14 protein-coding genes are annotated in these 19,066 nt (G+C 50.4%); 7 read left to right on the top strand and 7 right to left on the bottom strand.

What is annotated here, in order from left to right:
* The first annotated feature begins 8 nt into the window (after positions 1-8).
* A complete protein-coding gene (locus METLU_RS0121945) occupies positions 9-311 on the top strand; it encodes a hypothetical protein (RefSeq protein ID WP_027160069.1) in 303 nt (100 codons plus the stop codon).
* Positions 312-337: 26 nt separating this feature from the next.
* Here METLU_RS0121945 and METLU_RS0121940 read toward each other — a convergent pair whose 3' ends face one another.
* From METLU_RS0121940 to METLU_RS28500, 5 genes are all read right to left on the bottom strand, one after another.
* A complete protein-coding gene (locus METLU_RS0121940; RefSeq protein ID WP_027160068.1) occupies positions 338-766 on the bottom strand; it encodes a pyrimidine dimer DNA glycosylase/endonuclease V in 429 nt (142 codons plus the stop codon).
* Positions 732-1,067 (bottom strand): HIT family protein, encoded by a 336-nt coding sequence (locus METLU_RS29240; protein WP_407939120.1) that lies wholly within the window; start codon positions 1,065-1,067, stop codon positions 732-734. The genes METLU_RS0121940 and METLU_RS29240 overlap by 35 nt, the downstream gene beginning before the upstream one ends.
* A gap of 23 nt (positions 1,068-1,090) precedes the next feature.
* Entirely contained in the window at positions 1,091-2,467 is a 1,377-nt protein-coding gene (locus METLU_RS0121935; protein WP_036243403.1) for a 3'-5' exonuclease family protein, read from the bottom strand.
* Positions 2,468-3,250: 783 nt separating this feature from the next.
* Positions 3,251-4,492 carry an MGDG synthase family glycosyltransferase gene (locus tag METLU_RS26245; protein WP_036243399.1) on the bottom strand — a complete coding sequence of 414 codons (1,242 nt, stop codon included), beginning with the start codon at positions 4,490-4,492 and terminating at the stop codon, positions 3,251-3,253.
* Positions 4,493-4,686: 194 nt separating this feature from the next.
* A complete protein-coding gene (locus METLU_RS28500; protein WP_196806644.1) occupies positions 4,687-4,851 on the bottom strand; it encodes a hypothetical protein in 165 nt (54 codons plus the stop codon).
* On the opposite strand from METLU_RS28500, the gene METLU_RS28140 reads away from it, so the two are divergent.
* Positions 4,850-5,086, top strand: a complete 237-nt coding sequence (locus METLU_RS28140; protein ID WP_027160065.1) for a hypothetical protein — start codon at positions 4,850-4,852, stop codon at positions 5,084-5,086. The genes METLU_RS28500 and METLU_RS28140 overlap by 2 nt on opposite strands.
* A gap of 330 nt (positions 5,087-5,416) precedes the next feature.
* Here METLU_RS28140 and METLU_RS0121905 read toward each other — a convergent pair whose 3' ends face one another.
* Both METLU_RS0121905 and METLU_RS0121900 read right to left on the bottom strand, forming a co-directional pair.
* On the bottom strand, positions 5,417-7,018 hold the full coding sequence (locus tag METLU_RS0121905) for an alkaline phosphatase D family protein (RefSeq protein ID WP_081679173.1): 1,602 nt from the start codon (positions 7,016-7,018) through the stop codon (positions 5,417-5,419).
* Positions 7,019-7,197: 179 nt separating this feature from the next.
* Complete coding sequence (locus tag METLU_RS0121900; RefSeq protein WP_027160063.1) at positions 7,198-8,226, bottom strand: metallophosphoesterase; 1,029 nt, start codon at positions 8,224-8,226, stop codon at positions 7,198-7,200.
* Between the two features lie 640 nt (positions 8,227-8,866).
* Between METLU_RS0121900 and METLU_RS26240 the strand changes: the two genes are divergently transcribed.
* The 5 genes from METLU_RS26240 (at position 8,867) to METLU_RS28135 (ending at position 19,062) form a co-directional block, all read left to right on the top strand.
* A complete protein-coding gene (locus tag METLU_RS26240; protein ID WP_051300132.1) occupies positions 8,867-10,264 on the top strand; it encodes an alkaline phosphatase PhoX in 1,398 nt (465 codons plus the stop codon).
* A gap of 562 nt (positions 10,265-10,826) precedes the next feature.
* Positions 10,827-17,234, top strand: coding sequence for a type I polyketide synthase (locus tag METLU_RS0121885; RefSeq protein ID WP_027160062.1), 6,408 nt, complete (start codon positions 10,827-10,829; stop codon positions 17,232-17,234).
* A gap of 1 nt (position 17,235) precedes the next feature.
* Positions 17,236-17,460: a hypothetical protein gene (locus METLU_RS0121880; RefSeq protein ID WP_027160061.1), complete on the top strand. Its 225-nt coding sequence runs from the start codon at positions 17,236-17,238 to the stop codon at positions 17,458-17,460.
* A 1-nt stretch (position 17,461) separates the two neighbouring features.
* Positions 17,462-18,793, top strand: a complete 1,332-nt coding sequence (locus METLU_RS0121875; protein WP_027160060.1) for an aminotransferase class I/II-fold pyridoxal phosphate-dependent enzyme — start codon at positions 17,462-17,464, stop codon at positions 18,791-18,793.
* 107 nt (positions 18,794-18,900) lie between these two features.
* The gene (locus METLU_RS28135) at positions 18,901-19,062 is read left to right on the top strand and encodes a hypothetical protein (protein ID WP_155920675.1); all 162 of its coding nucleotides are present in this window, start codon (positions 18,901-18,903) and stop codon (positions 19,060-19,062) included.
* Positions 19,063-19,066 lie beyond the last annotated feature (4 nt).

Below are 19,066 nucleotides of genomic sequence, written 5' to 3'. Positions count from 1 at the left end.
TAGCCTGAATGCCTGAAGAGATTGAGGCACTCATCCGCTTGAAACTCATCCAACAGCTTACCAATGAGTTGCCAGAGCTTATCGTAAGTGCGCTCGGCGGCCAGATCAGCAAGGTGCGCCTGGAACACCTCTGGGTGGAAGCGGCGATCGATTTTCTGCCCTCGCGCGGCACCAGAAACCTCGACGCCGACAGCTGGGCCACGGGCTTTGACGCCAGCCTCCTGAATAATGCCCAAACCGAAGCCAAATGGCGGCTGCAATACAGAAAGCTGTCGTTCAACGTTTCGCGTAACCAGCTTTGCGCAGTCTGAGTTGATGCGATTGTTGGGTGACACGCTCACTGACGCTCCCATGACTCAATATCGCCAGCATGCACGCTAAACATGGGGTGTGCCTCTGGCACTTCGGTGGCCCGCCACTTCCGATACAGCGCTGGATTACGCACCTTCAGCTTTGCCAGGAGATGCTCCCACTCGTACTGTATCTGACCGGTAGTGACAGTGAGGGCCACTACTTTCTGGGCCGGTTGGATTTTGCTTTTGTCAAAGGCATAACCCCGCGCCACAGCCTCCGCATGAATGCCCTTCAGATACAGCGAGATGGCTGCAAGTGGCGCCGTATGATTCTTAAATCGGTCCAGCTGCGGATGGTTGCGATAGCCACGTGTTTCTCCAAGCAGGACGGCCTGCGCCAGGAGAGCCTCCCGCCACAACGCGACCAGGCCTTGGGGATCAAGATATTTGGGATGTAAAGACCAGAGGCGCATGTTTTACGGTACCCAACGTGGAAGTAAGCAGACGCCGGAGCGCGACAGCGCGGAGGGAATCTGCAAGCGCAGCTTGCAGGCGGACCGATTGACTGCAAGGGTTGCCGGACTTCCGCACATATTGGTTTGCTCCTGGCAACACAGGCCATGCATCGATTGCATCATCACTATGGCGTGGCAGGAAGTAAAAATGCAAGTGCATGACCGACTGCTGAGCTACTGCTTCATTTGCATTGAGAGGATTGAAGCCTTGAGCTCCACTTGCTGTTTTGAAGTAATCTGCCAGTTTTTTGCAAATGATAATTGTCGATTGCCGAGCTTAAATCAGTTGGCTTTTAACAAAACAACCCTGGATTTTTTCAAGGCTTTGTTGAGTATGAGATAAGTATCTCGATCAAACGCCGGCCTCCCATCTGCCAATAATGTATGGACATCCGCTTCATTTTTTGCCGTGCCGAGATAACACCATTGATCGACGACATGTAGCTCATCCCCTTCCCGGATACCGATGGCGCCCGGATAAGGCCAGGTAACGAGTTTAAGCTTGGTCATTGCCATCAATAATCGAGTTGCATGAGCCAGCGGCTGTTCCTTACCTACGCAAGCTCCCTGACACTTTTTAAGCTGATGGGCAAAACAGGGACGGTTTCCGGCTGTCTTTTCGAGACCCAGCACACTCAAACAGAGTTGATATTGATCGGCCATATTACGCAATGCTTTTTGTGCATCACGCTGACTGTGATACAAGCCGTAAAGATTGTCCTGGACACCAAAATCAAGCTCATTGGCCCAGGCCAATACCGGGCGCAGATGATCATCGTGTTGTTGAAGCTGCCAGGCGCACAGCGCCTTTTTCCTGCGCAGGCGTTGGTTGTGGGTAGGCAGCAATCGTTTGATCAGTTTGGCTTCAGTCAACAAGGCCCCTAATTCACCCGCCGTCTCGATCCACTCGATCCTGCGTAACTGCTGTGACAGGCTCATCTCCTTATGGTGACGATGATCGGATGAGAAATGCGCCAAGACACGGCTTTTAATATTGACGCTTTTACCGATATACAACGGCAGATCGTTTTCGCCATAAAACAGATAGACACCTGGACCTTCAGGTAGCTCATGAACCAATAGCGGGTCGATATTCGACGGCAGGCTCGAACGATTGATCAACTGCTGAACCGTTTCGTTGAGCGTCGACTCAGAAAAGTTTTCCGCAAGAACATGCCAGAATTGGTGAATCAACTGGGCATCGGCCAAGGCCCGATGACGCTCTCGAGTGGTCAGGCTATGGCGTTCCATCAGGCTGTCGAGATTATGGTGCCTGTACTGCGGATATAGCGCTCTGGATAACTTGACGGTACATAACACCGTAGGCCTGAATGCCATGCCCAGACGATTGAATTCGTTTTTCAAAAACCCGTAATCAAAGCGGGCATTGTGGGCAATAAACAGTCTTCCCTGTAACAGCGCCTCGACTTCGTCCGCCACCTCGGCAAATCGCGGCGCCTGTTCGACCATGGCGTTAGTAATGCCGGTCATCTGTTCGATGAACACGGGTATTCGGGTTTGTGGATGAATCAACTGGCTCCACTCCCGAACACCGTGTTCATCGACTAATACAATACCAATTTCTGTAATCCGATCTTTAGTTGCGGAAGCGCCGGTGGTTTCCAGATCAACAAAAGCCATCGGTTGTTTTATAGACATCAAACTTTTACTACTCGTGAATCAACGGCCTTGGCATACATTACGGGTATTTTCAAGATCAAATTTCGTGCTGCTGATCCCAAATCTAATCTTTCATAGACTGAAAAAATTCTCCGAATGTTCCGGTCAAAACAGTTGGGAGAACTGATAAGTTGAAACAGGCTGATTGTCAAAAGTATTCAGAATTGCCAGGGCTCGCGCTTCAAGATCATAGGCCGCATGGCTTGCGGCCATATCCGGGGCTCTTCACCGGCAAATAGTGAATGCCGTTTGATGTCCAGGCAACCCTGTTTCCTGAGACAATCCTTAACCTCAATTCCACGCCTTGAGTTGCTTCCGAGCCGTCCCGAAATTGCCGAGTTGATAAACGGACACCCCTGCTGGCGAAAACGTGAACACATCAAATGATTCGGCGAGCATTTTCTTCAGGTAATCCTTGGATGCGATGCCGATAGTGACGTGTGGATCGAAATTCGCGCTCCTGTTCCCAGAGCCAGGCGTCCGGATTCCTGTTGCCCACATCAATAGCTCGAACTGGCATTGTTCCTCCAAATTAAGAGCTTTGATAATAGTAAACCGGCTTTATGCCAGTATGATGAAGTATTCCTATTTTCCAGTTGAAGCCTTGTTGACGTTAATAAAAGGAACCGGAAGAGGCTCGCCTTCTCTGTGCAAATCCGAAGTTCATGCTTGAATCGCTAAACTGTAAAGCGGGCGTTCCATATTAAATCTTTCAATATCCATTTTTCACTTCCAACGCACAGACATCAACGAACTGCCTGCTTACTGCTTGCGGAATTTAAAATTATTGTAAGAGGCAGGGCCGGCCGCATAGGATCGACGCTGGCTCTCCGGCCCCGCGGCCAGAGCAATTGCCGCTTGCTGACTTTTGGTCAGTGATAATGCCGGAAGACGGTCTTCGAGCAGCGTATCGACAATGGTTGTCGAAGCCGCTGGTTTGGCAAAGCGCAAAGCATTGGCTTTCATGCGGCTCAGCCTGTCCGGATCCTCCAGCAGCCGCTCCAGTTTGAAAGGCAGCGTAGTCAGGTCATTACACTTAACGGCAATGCCTTCTTCCAATAAATGATCGCTATTTCTTTCCTCTTGTCCGGGGATGGGCGAAACCACGCAGATGGGGAGTCCGCAGGCGATAGCCTCGGAGGTGGTCATGCCGCCGGGTTTGCCAATGAATATGTCGGCCATTTTCATCAGCTTGTGCATTTCCTCGGTGTAACCCAGCACCTTAAAGCGGGCGCTTCGGCTGTCGACTAATCGCAGGATGCGCTGTTTCAGTTCATCGTTGTGTCCGCAAACCACCACTGTCTGCGCATCGCTACTCAGGTTGAGCATTCGCTCCGCCATGAACTCGGTAGGTCCCAGGCCAAGAGCACCCGCCGACAGGAGCAGAACCGACTTTTCAGGATGCAATCCCAGCCGAAGCCGTTCTTCTGCCCGGTTGATGGGCCGTTGAAAAACGGGATCAATGGGTATGCCGGATACCGTGATTCTTTCGCGGGGAATCCCGAGCATTTCCAGGTGCGCCCTGGTTTCATCGATGGCGACAAAATAGCGATGGAATGCGCGCGACAGCCACATGGCGTGAAAATCCAGATCCGTGACCACAATGGACAGACGCGCTTGCAACTGTTGGCTTGCAATGAGGTGGGAGATGATGCCGGCGGGCATGTAATGCGTGCAGACGGTGATATGCGGATCGAATTCCCGGATAAACCGTACCAGCGGTTTGGTATTGAGCCGGTCTATCATGTGCCGCATGCTGCCTGTATACCAGGGCTCATCGCTGGTTTTATACCACCAGCCGAGGAAATTGGGCGCGGATCGCACCAGTGATGTGTAAAAACTGGAATAGAAATCCCGGAACAGCTTGTTGGTGTATTGCAGCGCATCGTTGTTGATGACTTCCGCAACCCGGCCGTCGGCGGCAAAGGATTTCTCCAAAGCTTCGGCTGCTTTGATGTGACCCGTTCCCGCCCCCGCCGATATAATCAAAACCCGTTTTTTCATTGATGTATAAAAGACCTGTTTGAGTTGTCTGAAATTTCGACAAGGTCGTCAATTAGGAGGCGCATGTTAAGGAAATTGATCAGTACAATAATGACATCGGAATGAACAAGGTGAATGGGTTTAGGCATGGCATTCTCAGAAAAGAGGAACGTGGCAGTTCAAAGCCCGGAATTAACAAATAACGCTCCCTTCTACTAATCCTGATCATGACCATGCTTTTTGGCCAGCCAAGCCATTGTAATCTCTGGGCCATATGTCTTCTTGGAAAGAGCCCAAAAATCAATAATGTCGCCGACCAGGCAAAGCTTTTCGCTGTCATTTTGATGCTGGACGGCAGCACTGTCCGGGTTCATCAGCATGGGGCAGCAAAAAAACAGCAACAGGCGGCTATCCGAATATACGCAAGCTGACAAAGCAGTTTTTCTGATTAATGATCTCGGGGACAAAACCGCCTTTTATTTTTCCAAAGCTCCCGAGGACAGTCTTTTAACCGATGCTGATAACATAAAACACAGCGATTTAACCGGCGCTGATAACGGCAATAAGCCCACCTTACCAGATGGTCAAGACGATCAAATCGGGCTTTGTTCTTGATAGATTTCGCATATTGTTCGACATGTAATACCGCATAAAGACGCCGCGCTTGATTGATTAGAGTGTCATTGTCCATGCCTGATTACCTTCGAATTTATTTGTTCCATGTTAAAAAGTGGTCAAAATGAGAAAAATAAATCTTTATAACTCAGCCATTTCTAAAGTCTCGTTCATTAAAGTTTTTTAAACTATCGAGATCGTTGCTTCTTCATAGCTGTTCAGCCTGATCATCGTATGGGTCAATAGCCCTGCTTGAATGCCTGCCCTGCCCTTTAACTCACTCTATTCCTTTTGTCGTCTTTCACGCTTGCGGTTATAAAGTCGAGGGCTTCAGACGATTGAAGGGGCAATGTCCTGCGTAAACAGGGTGTCGCCCTCGATGTCTTTCAATGCGACCGTCATTATCCGGCTATTGCCGTCAATATCGACCTGACCAAAGAACTGAAGTCCTGACAAGGGCGACTGGTTAGGGCTGGGCGAGGCTTTCTGGAAGATCAATTGCGGTCCGAACGTATCGTCAAGCGGATGAGGTCCAAAGCCGCCGGCATTCAAAGGGCCGGAGACAAACTCCCAGAACGGTTGGAAATCTTTAAACCGGGCTTTGCCGGGGTCGTAATAATGCGCGGCGCAGTAATGGACATCGGCAGTAAACCACACCATGTTCACAATGTTCTCTTGCTTGACGAAGGCCAGCAACTCCGCGATTTCAAACTCGCGCCCTAACACAGGGCCGTCCCCGTTGGCGAAGTTTTCAAATTGGCGGCGATTTTGTTCGTCGATGCCATCCGGCAACTGCAACCCGATAGGCATGTCCGCGGCAATCACTTTCCAGACGGCCGTCGAGTTTTTTAAACCGGCCTTCAGCCAGTCCAATTGCTCACGCCCCAGATAGGCGGTATTGATGCCGGGCTGCCTCTGGCGGTTATAGTTGTTCGCTCCGCGATAGGAGCGCATATCCATGACGAATACATCCAGCAGCGGGCCATACGGCAATTTGCGGTAAATGCGTTGACCTTTGCTTGCCGGGTAATAACGGATAGGCGCATATTCCAATGCCGCGATGGTTCCCCGATACTTGAGTTCGGCTATATTCTTTTCCGCATAGCGGGCATCGTCCTCCAGATCTTTTGACGGCGACCAGTTATTGGTGATCTCGTGATCGTCCCATAGCCAGACCGTTGGCACTTCCGCATTAAAACGGCGCAAATTGTGATCCAGCAGATTATATTTGTAGCGGCCGCGAAACTCGTCCAGCGTCTCGGCCACCTTGACGACTTCCGGGATGACGATGTTGCGCCAGACTTCACCGGTCTCATGGACGATCTGGGATTCCTGAATAGGACAATCGGCATAAATACTGTCGCCGCAATGGATAAAAAAGTCGGGATCGGTCAAACGCATGGTCTCATAGATTCGCATGCCGCCGATGTCGGGGTTGATTCCCCATCCCTGGCCGCAGGTATCGCCGGACCAGAGAAACCGGATGCTTTTCGCATGCTCCGGGGCTGTACGGAAATAACCGTAACTGGCCTGACTCCAGGCCCGGGGATTATTGATATCCTGGAACAGGACCCGAACGAAAACATCCTGGCCGGCAGGCAGTCCGGTCAGATCGATACGGGCGGTATAGTCGGTATTTTCAGAGGCCAAGGGGCCTGGTACCCGTTTTGAATCGTTAAAGTCGGGATTGAAGCTGTATTCGACAACCATTCGGCCGGGGCGGTCGGCCCGGCTCCAGACGATAGCCCGATCCGACAGCACGTCGCCAAATTGAATGCCGTGCGTCAACTGTGGCTGGGCGAATAACGCCGTCGTGTTCGAAGAGGCCGCAATGCCGCTTAAACCAGTCCAGGACGGGAAAACGCCGGCGCCCAATGCCAGACCGGCGGTTTTGATAAAGGTACGGCGGGATTTTTGATAGTCATTCATCATAATAACAAGCTCTGAATCTGCGAGTCAGGCTGTATTATTGAAATACGTTATGACAGGGTAATGACAAACTGAGCTGAAATCATCAATATTGCGTAACCGGAAGCTCGCATTGGGGTAATTTCACAACAGACAGGACTTAAAAAACCCCGGCGAAACCGGGGCTTAGCTGTGACAGATACTTAAAGCAGCGGATGCTGTTCCAGATTTTTGTCGACGATTTCTTGGTGAACCGAGAAAACTTCCGACGAATTTGGATCGACGACGACCCGCAGCCAATGCACGTCATCGGCGCCGAATGTTTCTACACGAGTGGCATTCTCGATACGGCGGTTACTGATACTGCCCTTCATAGGCTTATCGATACGGACATAATGAGAGTCGCCATGAGCAAACATAACCGGTTTTTTGAACTCGACAGTTTCCCGTTCCAGGTCAGCCAGAATTTCTTCGAAACCTTTCCGTTCGTCGCTGCCTGTGGCTGACTCGAAACCGGGGTTAGCCTGAAACAGCAACAGCACGCCACGCGCATCCTCAGCCCTGGCTTTGGCGAAGGTTTCCCTGATCCATGCGCGGGTTGCGTCAACTCGGTGTGTGACTTCGGCGTCGTCGGCCGGAGTACGGCCGGCAAAGTTAGCTAGTGCGTTATTACTGCCTACGATATGCAAGGCTGCAAACATCACATGCTGTTCCATCCAGCGGGTGTTTTCGACGAATTCCCCATAATTTGGATCGTCGGCCTGGGTCTCGACGGTCATGGTTTTCTGGCCGAGCGTCTCGCCGGGCACCGGATAAAACAACTCGCGCAACCTGTTCAGCCGTTCCAGCGGCTGGTACGAACCATTATTGGCACGATGACAATCGGTCCACTCGTTGTCGCCGGGCGTCAGAATGAAGGGGATTGTAAAATGCTGAAAGCGTTGCAGCCGATCCTCGAACATCTCGTCCGAACACAAAGTCGAACCGTTCTTGATATCGCCAGCGTGCAAAACCCATTTCAATTGTTTGCCGGCGTTGATCTCCGCAATCACGTTGTCGACCTTCCAGTAATCGACTTCCTTATACGGCACATCGCCAATCAAGGCGAACTCGAACTTGCCGTAGCCTTGGGCGTTGTTGTGCGCTGATGCGGCAATGGCCGTTTGACCAACTATTGCGCAGCAAACGGCAGCGGATAGTTTCAGTAATAAACCACGATTAAGTTTTGACATTTTTACCCCCCTTGAATCATTGAAATGATGAAAAAGAAGGGCAAAGTATGGCGTTCACTGATTACGAAATCGTGAACGTTTGGTTAACAATTGATGATGACTTCGTGACAAAAACGTTTTCCGGTTTGTTTTTTGGGCAGTTTTGAAACACTAATTGCTTGGCCAGAATTTATTACATATAACGTTTTTTGAATCTCCTATTAAAAACTTCATAATTTCAAGTCGAACCACAAGATTTATCCCTGCCAAACACCCCATTTCTTCAATCGTATATATCAATTTTTGACCCATTTCAGCTAGTCATGACTGCCTCAAATCCTCTCTCAGACATTCAGTTCTAAAAGTTAATTAAAGAAATATTATCGAAGGGGTATGAATATTTTTAAATATATTGCTTGCAGAGTATTTCTAGGCCCTATCAGATATATAGCTTATCCGGTTTAGTTTAATCACATCCCTCACGACTGTAGGACATAAATTACTTTACTGTAATTAGATTGTAATACCCATGCAGTATAAAAACACCGTCCACCAATTTTAGCGGGTATTTGCTATATCGGTTGGCAGTTTATATTGCCCCTCAAGGATATTGAGCGGTCGCTATTTTTTCTTTAATCAGTTAAAAATATAAAGCCACGTCATGAAAAATAAATTCCTTTGCACAAAACTCGTCACAGCCATTGGCCTGTTGTTGACTGGAGCTTCTGTCTTCGCTGATGGCACCCGGTTTGAAGACTTCACCCCGCTTGCCAATTCGGCTGGCCTGACCATCGATGAAGCCATGCCCATCACGTTGGGTAACCCAGACTTTACCCAGTTGTCGATTGCTGATCGCGCTACTCAGTTGGCCGACGGCAAGCCCAACACGGGCAATTGGGATATGATTACCACAAACGAGACGGGACGCCAAAATGAACGCTACTTGTTCACAGTGTTCGAAACAGGACAAGCTGGCGTGCAACGCCACGACTTAGCCACGGGACAGACCGAGACAGTGTGGATCAGCCCTACTGTAGGTGGTCATAGATCGTTCGATGCCTCCTTCTGGACACCTTGGGGAACATTAATCACGGCTGAAGAAAGCTGGAGCACTGCAGTCTCTGGGTCTACCAGCCCTTACGGCCGTTTGTTCGAGTTGAAAAATCCACTCGATGCGCCGGGCATTACCGGTCCGGTTACTGTAGACAGCAATAATGGCGCCGATTTCGTGCACCAAAACGTGATTCCACGCACTTCGCATGAAGGCATCCAATTTGACAAAGCCGGCAACCTGTATTTCATCGATGAATTGAACGGGGGCAGTGTCTATAAATACACCTCAGCGGCTTCATTAGAAGATGTCAAAGAAGGCACCGCGGATTACTTCGCTGCCGGTACAACCTATGTCTTGCGTGTAGGCGACGGCAACACTCCGAACGCCACCGGCGAATACGAGTGGGTTCCGTTTACGGATGCAAATGGCCTGGGCCTGCCTGGCGCACTGACTATTACCGATACAAACGGCGTGACTTCGGTTGATGCTCGCAATACAACTGAGCTGCCAGCATTCAAAGGTACCGACTACCAACGTCCTGAAGATTTGCAAATCCAGACTGTCGAAGGTAGGGAATTCCTCTATATGACAACGACGACCACCAACGAAGTCTATCGGCTGGATTTGCAGGCAAACTCGATTTCCGTGTTCGCTAATAGAGACAGCATCGACTTGGCCACCGGCATGCCTGTGAGCAGTGGCTTGGCTAACCCTGATAACCTGGCGATTGATCACGACGGCAACATCTACATTATCGAGGACCGTAACGGTGGTGTTGACGACGACATCTGGTTCGCCAAAGACCTGAACAAGGATGGTGACCTGAATGACGAAGGCGAAGGCTTGGCTCGTTGGGCATCAAATGGCACCCCAGGATCGGAGTTCACCGGCTTGTACTTCGACCCGCAAGATAAGCGCCGCGCCTGGGTCAATATCCAGCATCCTGCCAGCGGTAATGACCGAACAATCGAAATTACAATTACCGTCGGCAAAAACGCAAAGTAGATCTCACTGAAAGAGGCGGTATAAATCATCGGACGCTGCTCCGGCATTTATACCGTCTTAGAGGAGTCCAGCCACGGATTGACTGGATTCCCTCTCCCTTCCCGAAGCCACCGGACCTCTCCCGCGCAAGATCACCGAGCGGACTTATGAAACTCTCTGGCGCACTGTCGGCCGATTGATGGATTATTTTCATCCTGATGAATGCCTGAATTTCTTCAGACATTCAGGCCATGTTTCTGATTAAAAGATAACCGCTCTGTCAACATCAACAGAACCTCACGCTTCAATTTTAATGCGAGGTGCATCCAGGTTCAGAAAATTCTATCCCGAAGCAATAAGTACAGATGAGGTGGTCTCGTCAGTTAACTATTACCGTTTTTTTTAATTGAATATTACCTTTTTTTTATAAGCCACCAGATTAAACTGGCAACCAAATAATATAGCCATGGGAAATGGATGCATTAATTGTAATAAATCAAAAGTAATATGGTTATACCCGATTATAGTCAATTAAATAAATATATTTGATGTATATACACAAGAATATTAAAAGGATATTACGATGAAAGAAAACAAAGTTAATTATAATCAAAGAATAGCCGATCCTATTGCATTAATAGGTATCGGCTGCCGTTTTCCTGGCGGTGCTAATAATCCTGAAAGCTTTTGGGAGATACTCAGATCCGGCAGCGATGCCATCGTTGATATTCCTCCTGAGCGCTGGAATCTACGCCGGTTTTACGATGCAGATACCAGTAAGCCAGGCAAAATGTATGTTAAACAAGGCGGCTTTTTGCAACAGCGCGTTGATGAGTTTGATGCGCTGTTCTTTGGTATTGCCCCGCGCGAAGCCGAATGTATGGATCCTCAGCAACGCTTGTTATTGGAAACCAGCTGGGAAGCCTTGGAAGATGCGGGCATTCCTTACGAATCCCTGGCAGGATCCAATACTGGCGTTTTTATCGGGGCTTTCACGCTAGATCACAAACTGACCCAAATGGGGAAGATGAATCGGCAGTTGATTGGCACGCATACCGCGATTGGTTCAACCATGACGATTTTGTCCAACCGCATATCTTATGTGTTAGACCTGCGTGGCCCGAGCATCAGTATGGATACCGCCTGCTCTTCTTCTTTAGTCGCATTGCATCAGGCTTGTCAAGCGATATGGAACGGTGAATGTGATCTGGCGTTGGCGGGCGGCGTTAACGTCATGATGCGCCCCGAATACCCGATTGCCATGTGTAAAGGCGGTTTTCTTGCGCCAGACGCACGCAGTAAAAGTTTTGATGCCAGCGCTAATGGTTACGGCCGCGGTGAAGGCGCCGGTGTGGTGGTGCTGAAACGGTTGTCAGAGGCGTTGCACGATGGTGATTCAATTTATGCATTGGTGCGCGGTACGGGAGTCAATCAGGATGGAAGAACTAACGGGATTACCGTACCCAATCCTGAATCGCAAACCGCACTAATCCAGCAGGTTTTCGAGAAATACGCCATCGATACCAATGATATTTATTACTTTGAAGCCCACGGCACCGGTACACCCGTCGGCGATCCCCTGGAAGCCAAGGCGTTGGGTACGGCATTAGGACAACATGATGAGCGGCACTCTTGTCTGCTCGGCTCGGTTAAGGCCAGCATTGGACATCTTGAAGCGGCGGCGGGTGTCGCTGGCGTTATTAAAACGGCATTGTGCTTATCACATCGTCAAGTGCCGCCCCAGGCGAATCTGACCACGCCCAATCCTGATATTCCATTTGCTGAATTGGGCCTGAAACTCCCTCGGCAACTGGAAGCCTTGGCGCCGACCGAGGATAAAGTCTGTGCCGGCGTGAATTCATTCGGCTACGGCGGTACCAATGCGCACGCCATTTTACAAAACGCCCCGCAAGTCGAATCAGCAGAACGGACTCCCGACCTGCCCGGCAGAATTTATTGTTTACCTTTATCAGCGCGTAGCGAAGAGGCTTTAACCGATTTAGCGAAAGCCTGGTTAGCCCGCTTTGATGAAAATCTGTCCGTCAAATTATCAGATCTCGGCTATTCAGCGGCTTGCCGTCGAGGGCATCACAACCATCGGATGGCGGTCGTGGGCGCAACCTGGCCAGAAATGCGCAGTCAACTGCAGTCTTTTGTCGAACAAGGCACAGGCGAGTGGCTGGCATCAGGCAAAGCAGCCGGCGAATCAAATCAAAAGCCTGTCTTTGTTTATACCGGCATGGGCCCGCAATGGTGGGCCATGGGTCGGGAGTTATACCAAAACGAAGCCGTCTATCGGACAGCAGTTGAAGAATGCGATGCGATTTTCAGACAGGTAGCGGGTTGGTCGATATTAGATGAAATGCTCCTGGATCAGGAGGTTTCCAATATTTCCGACACCACTATCGCGCAACCGGCTAATTTTGTGATTCAGGTTGGTTTAACGGCACTTTGGCGTTCACTCGGCATAGAGCCTGCGGCGATTGTCGGTCACAGCGTCGGGGAAGTCAGTGCCGCTTACGCCGCTGGCGTGTTAAGTCTCGATGATGCGGTATTAGTCAGCTATCAACGTAGCCGTATTCAGAAAAAAGCCGCGGGCCTGGGCAAAATGTTGGCGGTGGGGTTAAGTCAGGAGCAATGCGGTGAGTTATTGGAACTGACGCAAGGCGAGGTTTCGATTGCGGCCATCAATGGTCCGTCATCACTTACTTTAGCGGGCGATGCGAACAGTCTGGAGGCCATTGCGGCGTATTTGACCGAAATAGGCGAGTTTAACCGCTTTTTGCAAGTTGAAGTGGCTTACCACAGTCCTTTTATGGAACCGCTCAAGCCTGAAGTCAGAGCGGTATTGGCGGGGTTAAAACCCGGATTGCCAAAAATCCCGTTATATTCCACCTTTACCGGTGACTTGGTCAGCGAAGTGCTTTTCGATGCCGAATACTGGTGTAACAATATCCGCGAGCCCGTTTATTTCGCCAAGGCGATGACCAGTTTGCTGCGCGATGGCCATCGGGCTTTCCTGGAAGTGGGACCGCATCCGGTGCTGTCTACATCTATTAAAGAATGCTGTCGTCAACAGGGCATTCAACCCCAAAGTTTTGCTTCATTGCGCAGGGATAAGCCTGAACGCCTTACCTTGAATCTGGCTTTGGCAGAATTGTATGTCGCGGGCTGCAAAATCGACTGGCGCAAGTTGTTTGCAGCCGATGCCCGCTATATCAAGTTGCCGACCTATGCATGGCAACGGGAAACCTACTGGAGTGAAAGCCAAGAATCCAAATCGGATCGCGTTGGCGGGCCGATCCATCCTTTATTGGATCGCCGGTTACCCGATCCCAGGCCAACTTGGCAAAGTACGGCTAATCATCAAATGTTGCCGTATCTGAACGATCATCAAGTTGATGGCCTGGTGGTAATGCCGGGCGCCGCTTATGTGGAAGCCGGTTTAGCAGCCTTCCAGCAACTTGCCGGCCACAGTCAATGTGCTCTGGAGCAACTGAATTTCAACCAAGCCTTGGTATTGAATGATAACGGCAGTGAGCAAGTTATCCACGTGACCTTGGATCAGAACAGTGGCGAATATACCTTTTTCAGCCGTGATTCCGACGATCAGTTGAGCTGGAGGTTACACGCTTCCGGTAAGGTTGTCGAAAATGAGGAAGCCATCATTCAGACCGTAAGCCGTGAAGATATAGCCAGCCGCTGTAGCGAGATTGCCGACATCGATAAGTTGTATACCGATTTGGCAAAGCGCGGCTTACGCTATGGCCAGTACTTTCGTACCATTCGCCATCTGCAGCGCCGGCAGAATGAAGTGCTGGCGCGGATCGAATTGGACTCCGATTTATTAACAGATAATGCCGATTACTGTTTACATCCCAGCCTGCTGGACGGTTGTTTTCAGTCATTGATCGCCGCGCTTGCAAATAGCGACAAGTTTTACATGCCGGTAACCATCAAGCGCATCGCTTATCACTGCAAGCCAGGCACGGCATTCTGGTGTCATGGCAAGCTCACTCGCATCAGCGATCAAGGCATTGTCGGCAATTTAAGTTTATTTGATGATACGGGCAACTTATTAGTTGAAGTTACAGGCTTACGCTGCCGCGCGCTTTCGACGCAAAAGGAAGATCCCGGCGAACAACTCAAACAATGGACTTATGCATGGCAGTGGTCCGCACAGGCATTACCGGGCAACATGGCCAAAAAAACCGGTTGCTGGCTGGTATTTAGCGATATGCAAGGGATTGGCGATTCGCTATGCCGAGAACTGGAAACCAATCCTGCCAACCAGGTTATAAGGGTGCCAAGTTCTGATGCCTATCAAAGTGGACCGGGAGTCGTACGACAGCTGAGCGAAAATGAGTTGAATCATTTGCGGCTGGTTTTGCAAAAAGCCAAAGCCAACCATTGTGCAGGCGTCGTTTACTTATGGGGCCTGGACCGTCGCGCAAACCAGGATGATCCGGTGGGCATCGATCAAGCAAGTGCTGCGTTGCAAGTCATCCAACTGCTATCCAGCGAATTCGATGATCAAGCACCCCGCTTGTATATGGTCACTGAAGGCGCGCAGGTGTTATCGAAAATGGATGTTATCGATAATCTGGCTCAAACGCCATTGATCGGTTTGGCGCGCGTGGCTTTCAATGAATACCCTGCGTTGCGTTGTACCTTGATTGATTTGGCCGCCATTGGCACTCAGCCAAACATTGGCTTATTAGCCCAGGAATTGCTTGCCGATGATGACGAGGATGATGTGGCTTTACGCGGTAATGAGCGTTTTGTGCATCGTTTGGATCGACTGGTGCTTGAACCTCATTTTGTCGAGCACAAAACCTTAAACGGCAATGAAGTCCAGGCGTTTCAAGTACAAGGCCACGCCGAATTCCATGCCATGCCGCGTCCCCTGCCGAAAGCAGGCGAGGTGACGGTTGCGTTGGATTATATTAATTTAACCGGCGTTAATCCGAACGCCGAAGACAATGAAGATAACCTGCAAGGTTATTTTGCCACCGGCGTGATAACGGCAGCGGCTGAAAATATTAATCAGTGCTCTGTCGGCGACAAAGTGGTTGTGGCTATCGAAGGCAGGCCGGCATCGCATGTCGTCTGTCCTATTGAGCGAGTGTTTCCGGTCAGCCGTTTTCCTGCCTTGGCTCACGCCGAAGTCGCTGCGTTAACGACCACATTAATTCCTGCGTATTACGCTTTACACACGATTGCCCGCATTGCGCCCGGCGAGATGGTGTTAATCGATGCGGCATTGGGGGCGAGTGCGATAGCGGTTCAGACGATTGCCCGCTGGTTGGGGGCGAACTCCCAATTTTATAGTCATGAGGCAAATCCGCAATTATTGAATGACGGGTCTGTCAGCGCTGACCACCTGCCTGATTTCCCTGCCCTATTGCAGGATGCCGCTAAGGATCTGCCTATTCGGGCTTGGGTGCATGGCGATAATGGGTTTAAGCAAATGGCTGTCGACAATTTGCTCGATCCTGGCGTCCATGAGCTGATTTTGACGGATAAGACCGGCAATACATCCGCATCCGGAAGATTGAACAGCAACTTCGCTATCAGCGCACTAAAACTGGCATTTACCGCCCCTCGGCTGTTTGGGCAATTGCTGGCGGAAGTGGGGCAATTATTGGTTTTGAGCCCTAAAGACTTTTCATTAGCGCAAGTGTTGACAGCGCATGAAGGTTTAGCCTGGTTAACCGCTGTCAATGCAGAGACCGCTGGCAAAGTACCGGTTTTATCTTTAACCGATAAAACAGAGATTGCGGTGAGGGACGATAGCCCCGCCATGCTGTTTGATGCGCAAGCCACCTATCTGATTACCGGCGGTTTTGGCGGTTTTGGATTGGAAACGGCGCACTGGCTGGCCAAACGGGGCGCCAGACATTTGGTATTAGTCGGCCGTCGTGGCGCAGCGGATGATAGTGCAAAAGCCGCAGTGCAATCCTTGGAACAGCAAGGTGTACGAGTGCTGGCGGCAGCCGCCGACATGGCAGACGAAGCGCAGGTAGCAGCCCTGCTGGCACAAGTTGCCGCTGAAATGCCTCCCCTTAAAGGTGTGCTGCATGCGGCTGCCGTGCTGGATGATGCGCCGATATCCGAGCTGAATCCTGAACGCTTGGCGCCGGTAATGAAAGCAAAGGCATTAGGGGCGTGGCACTTGCACAAGCACACGCAAAATCAGGCTCTGGACTTTTTCATGTTGTTCTCTTCGGTTTCAGCGCTGATCGGCAATGCCCGCCAGGCCAATTATGTCGCAGCCAACGCCTTCCTGGATGCATTGGCAAGTCATCGTAAAGCCTTAGGGCTGCCGGCCACGTCCATTAACTGGGGGGCGATTGCTACCGGCATGGCGGTGGAAAGCGCCGAAGTGGCTAAACATCTGGAGGTGATGGGAATATACGCCATCACCGCGGAGCAGGCCCTGGACGCCTGGTCGCATTTGCGCGACATCGAATTGCCGCAATATGGCTTGATGAATTATGTCTGGTCACGCTGGCAGGAATTCGAACCCACTGGAGGCAATTCTCCCCGGTTCTCAAAGCTGATGGCGGCTGGCGGCGCCACAAGCAATTCGCTCACTGAACTATGCCAAGCAATTAGCCAATTACCTGCGGAAGAACAAAAGCCGGCGATGAGCCAGGCCCTTGTTGAGCAAGTCGCAAAAATACTGCGTATCCCTGCGGCCAAGATCGACCCGCTAGTGTCGTTATCCCAGATGGGCGTGGATTCATTGATGTCGGCGGAATTGCAGGCGGCCATTTATCAGGTTTTTGGGGTTCGGATTTCCACCCTTGAGCTGATGCGTAGCCAGGATTTGATTCATTTGGCAACGTTGCTGATGGACCGCACACTTTTAGCTTCGGAAAGATCGGGTTCCAATACAGAAAGCCATGAAGCCTCTTTTGTTGACCGTATGTCTGCCGAAGAAATCGACATTCTGCTTAAAGAAATATTGTTGGAAGAGGAGAAATAATATGCCAACTCAAGAGACCGACTTGGCACTTGTCTCCGAAGAGAAGAAGCGCTGCCATAATTTGATCCGTCTAGCCAACTTGCTATTGGATCGGGCCATTCAATCCATGTCCGCGGCCCGTGCCAGTAACGTTTCGGTACGCCGTAACAGCCTTTTGATTGACCGTATGTCGACAGAAGAAATAGATATTTTGCTTAATCATATTTTAAAGGAAGAGGAGAAATAAGATGTCCAACCAGGCAGTCAACATGGCCGACATGACAGAGGAAAAGAAACGCTTGCTGCTTAAACAGTTGTTGGCGCGCAAGGACCAAGGGCAGGCCGCCGCGCAAGAAGCCGGTGAAATTCCCGAAGAATATTATCGGGTTGATAAATTTCCAGGCTATCGTATGTTGATGGAACAAATGGAAACCTTTAAAGCGCTGGCCATGGATAACCCTTATTTTAGTGCGCATGAAGGCGTTAGCGATCACGTTACCCATATCGACGGAAAGGATTATATCAATTACTCCGGCTACAACTATTTAGGCTTATCCGGTCATCCCGAGGTATCGGCTGGCGCCAAGGCGGCTGTTGATCGATATGGCACATCGGTTTCGGCAAGCCGTATTGTATCCGGCGAAATCCCGTTACACCGGGAACTCGAAGCCGCACTGGCGCATATCCACGGCACGGAAGATTGCGTGGCCCTGGTCAGCGGTTATGCGACCAATGTTTCGGTGATCGGGCATTTGTTTGGGCCCAATGACCTGCTATTGCATGATAGTTTGATCCATAACAGTGTGGTTACCGGCTGCCAACTGTCCGGCGCCCGCAGGCTCGCTTTTCCGCACAATGATTATGACGCCTTAGAAAAGCTGTTAGTTGAAAACCGTAAACAGCATCAACGCGTACTGATCATCATTGAAGGCGTGTACAGCATGGATGGCGACATCCCGGATTTACCGCGCTTTATTGAAGTAAAAAAACGCCACAAGTGCTTGTTGATGGTCGATGAAGCCCATGCGACTGGCGTTATAGGCCCCCGTGGATTTGGATCGCACGATCATTTCGGCATCGACGCGGGGGAAGTCGATATCTGGATGGGGACCTTAAGCAAATCGTTTGCGAGTTGCGGCGGTTATATCTGTGGTTCGAAAGCATTGATTGACAACCTTAAGTACAATGCCCCTGGCACGGTCCTGTTCAGCGTGGGCATTTCCCCCGCGAATACTGGCGCAGCCTTGGCTTCGGCAAGGATCATGATGCGTGAACCGGAACGGGCGAAACGCTTGCGGGCCAAGGCTGCGCTGTTTTTGGAATGCGCCAAAGCGCATGGCCTGGATACCGGGCCTTCATCCGGTACAGCCGTGGTGCCCATTATTCTTGGCAATTCCATGCATTGTTTAAGATTAGGCCAAAAATTGGCGCAAGCCGGCATCAGCGTGCATCCTATTATGTATCCGGCGGTGCCGGAAGCCGCCTCACGACTGCGATTTTTTATTACCCATAACCTGACTGACGAGGAAATCGTTTACACCGTGAATACGCTCGCCAAGGAGCTATCCGCATTAAAGTGAATGCCGGCCATTCCACATAATTTTAACTACACTAATACAATCTGATTCATTAGGGAAAAATATGAAACATGATAAAAAAGCGCTCTTATTAGCTGCGGGGAACGGCAATGAATTTCTCAGCTGAAGCGGTGGATAAGAATCTAAAACCCAGGACAGAGCAAGCGCTGGAAGTTGATCAATTTTTTCAAAATATGATCAGCAAGCACGCAAGAGAAAAGCAGAATCCAGCGACACCATTAACGTACTTTGTCCATTCCATAAGGGATTAATGCA

The organism is Methylobacter luteus IMV-B-3098, from assembly GCF_000427625.1.
GTDB lineage: Bacteria > Pseudomonadota > Gammaproteobacteria > Methylococcales > Methylomonadaceae > Methylobacter > Methylobacter luteus.
This window is presented reverse-complemented; position numbering and strand designations above follow the sequence as displayed.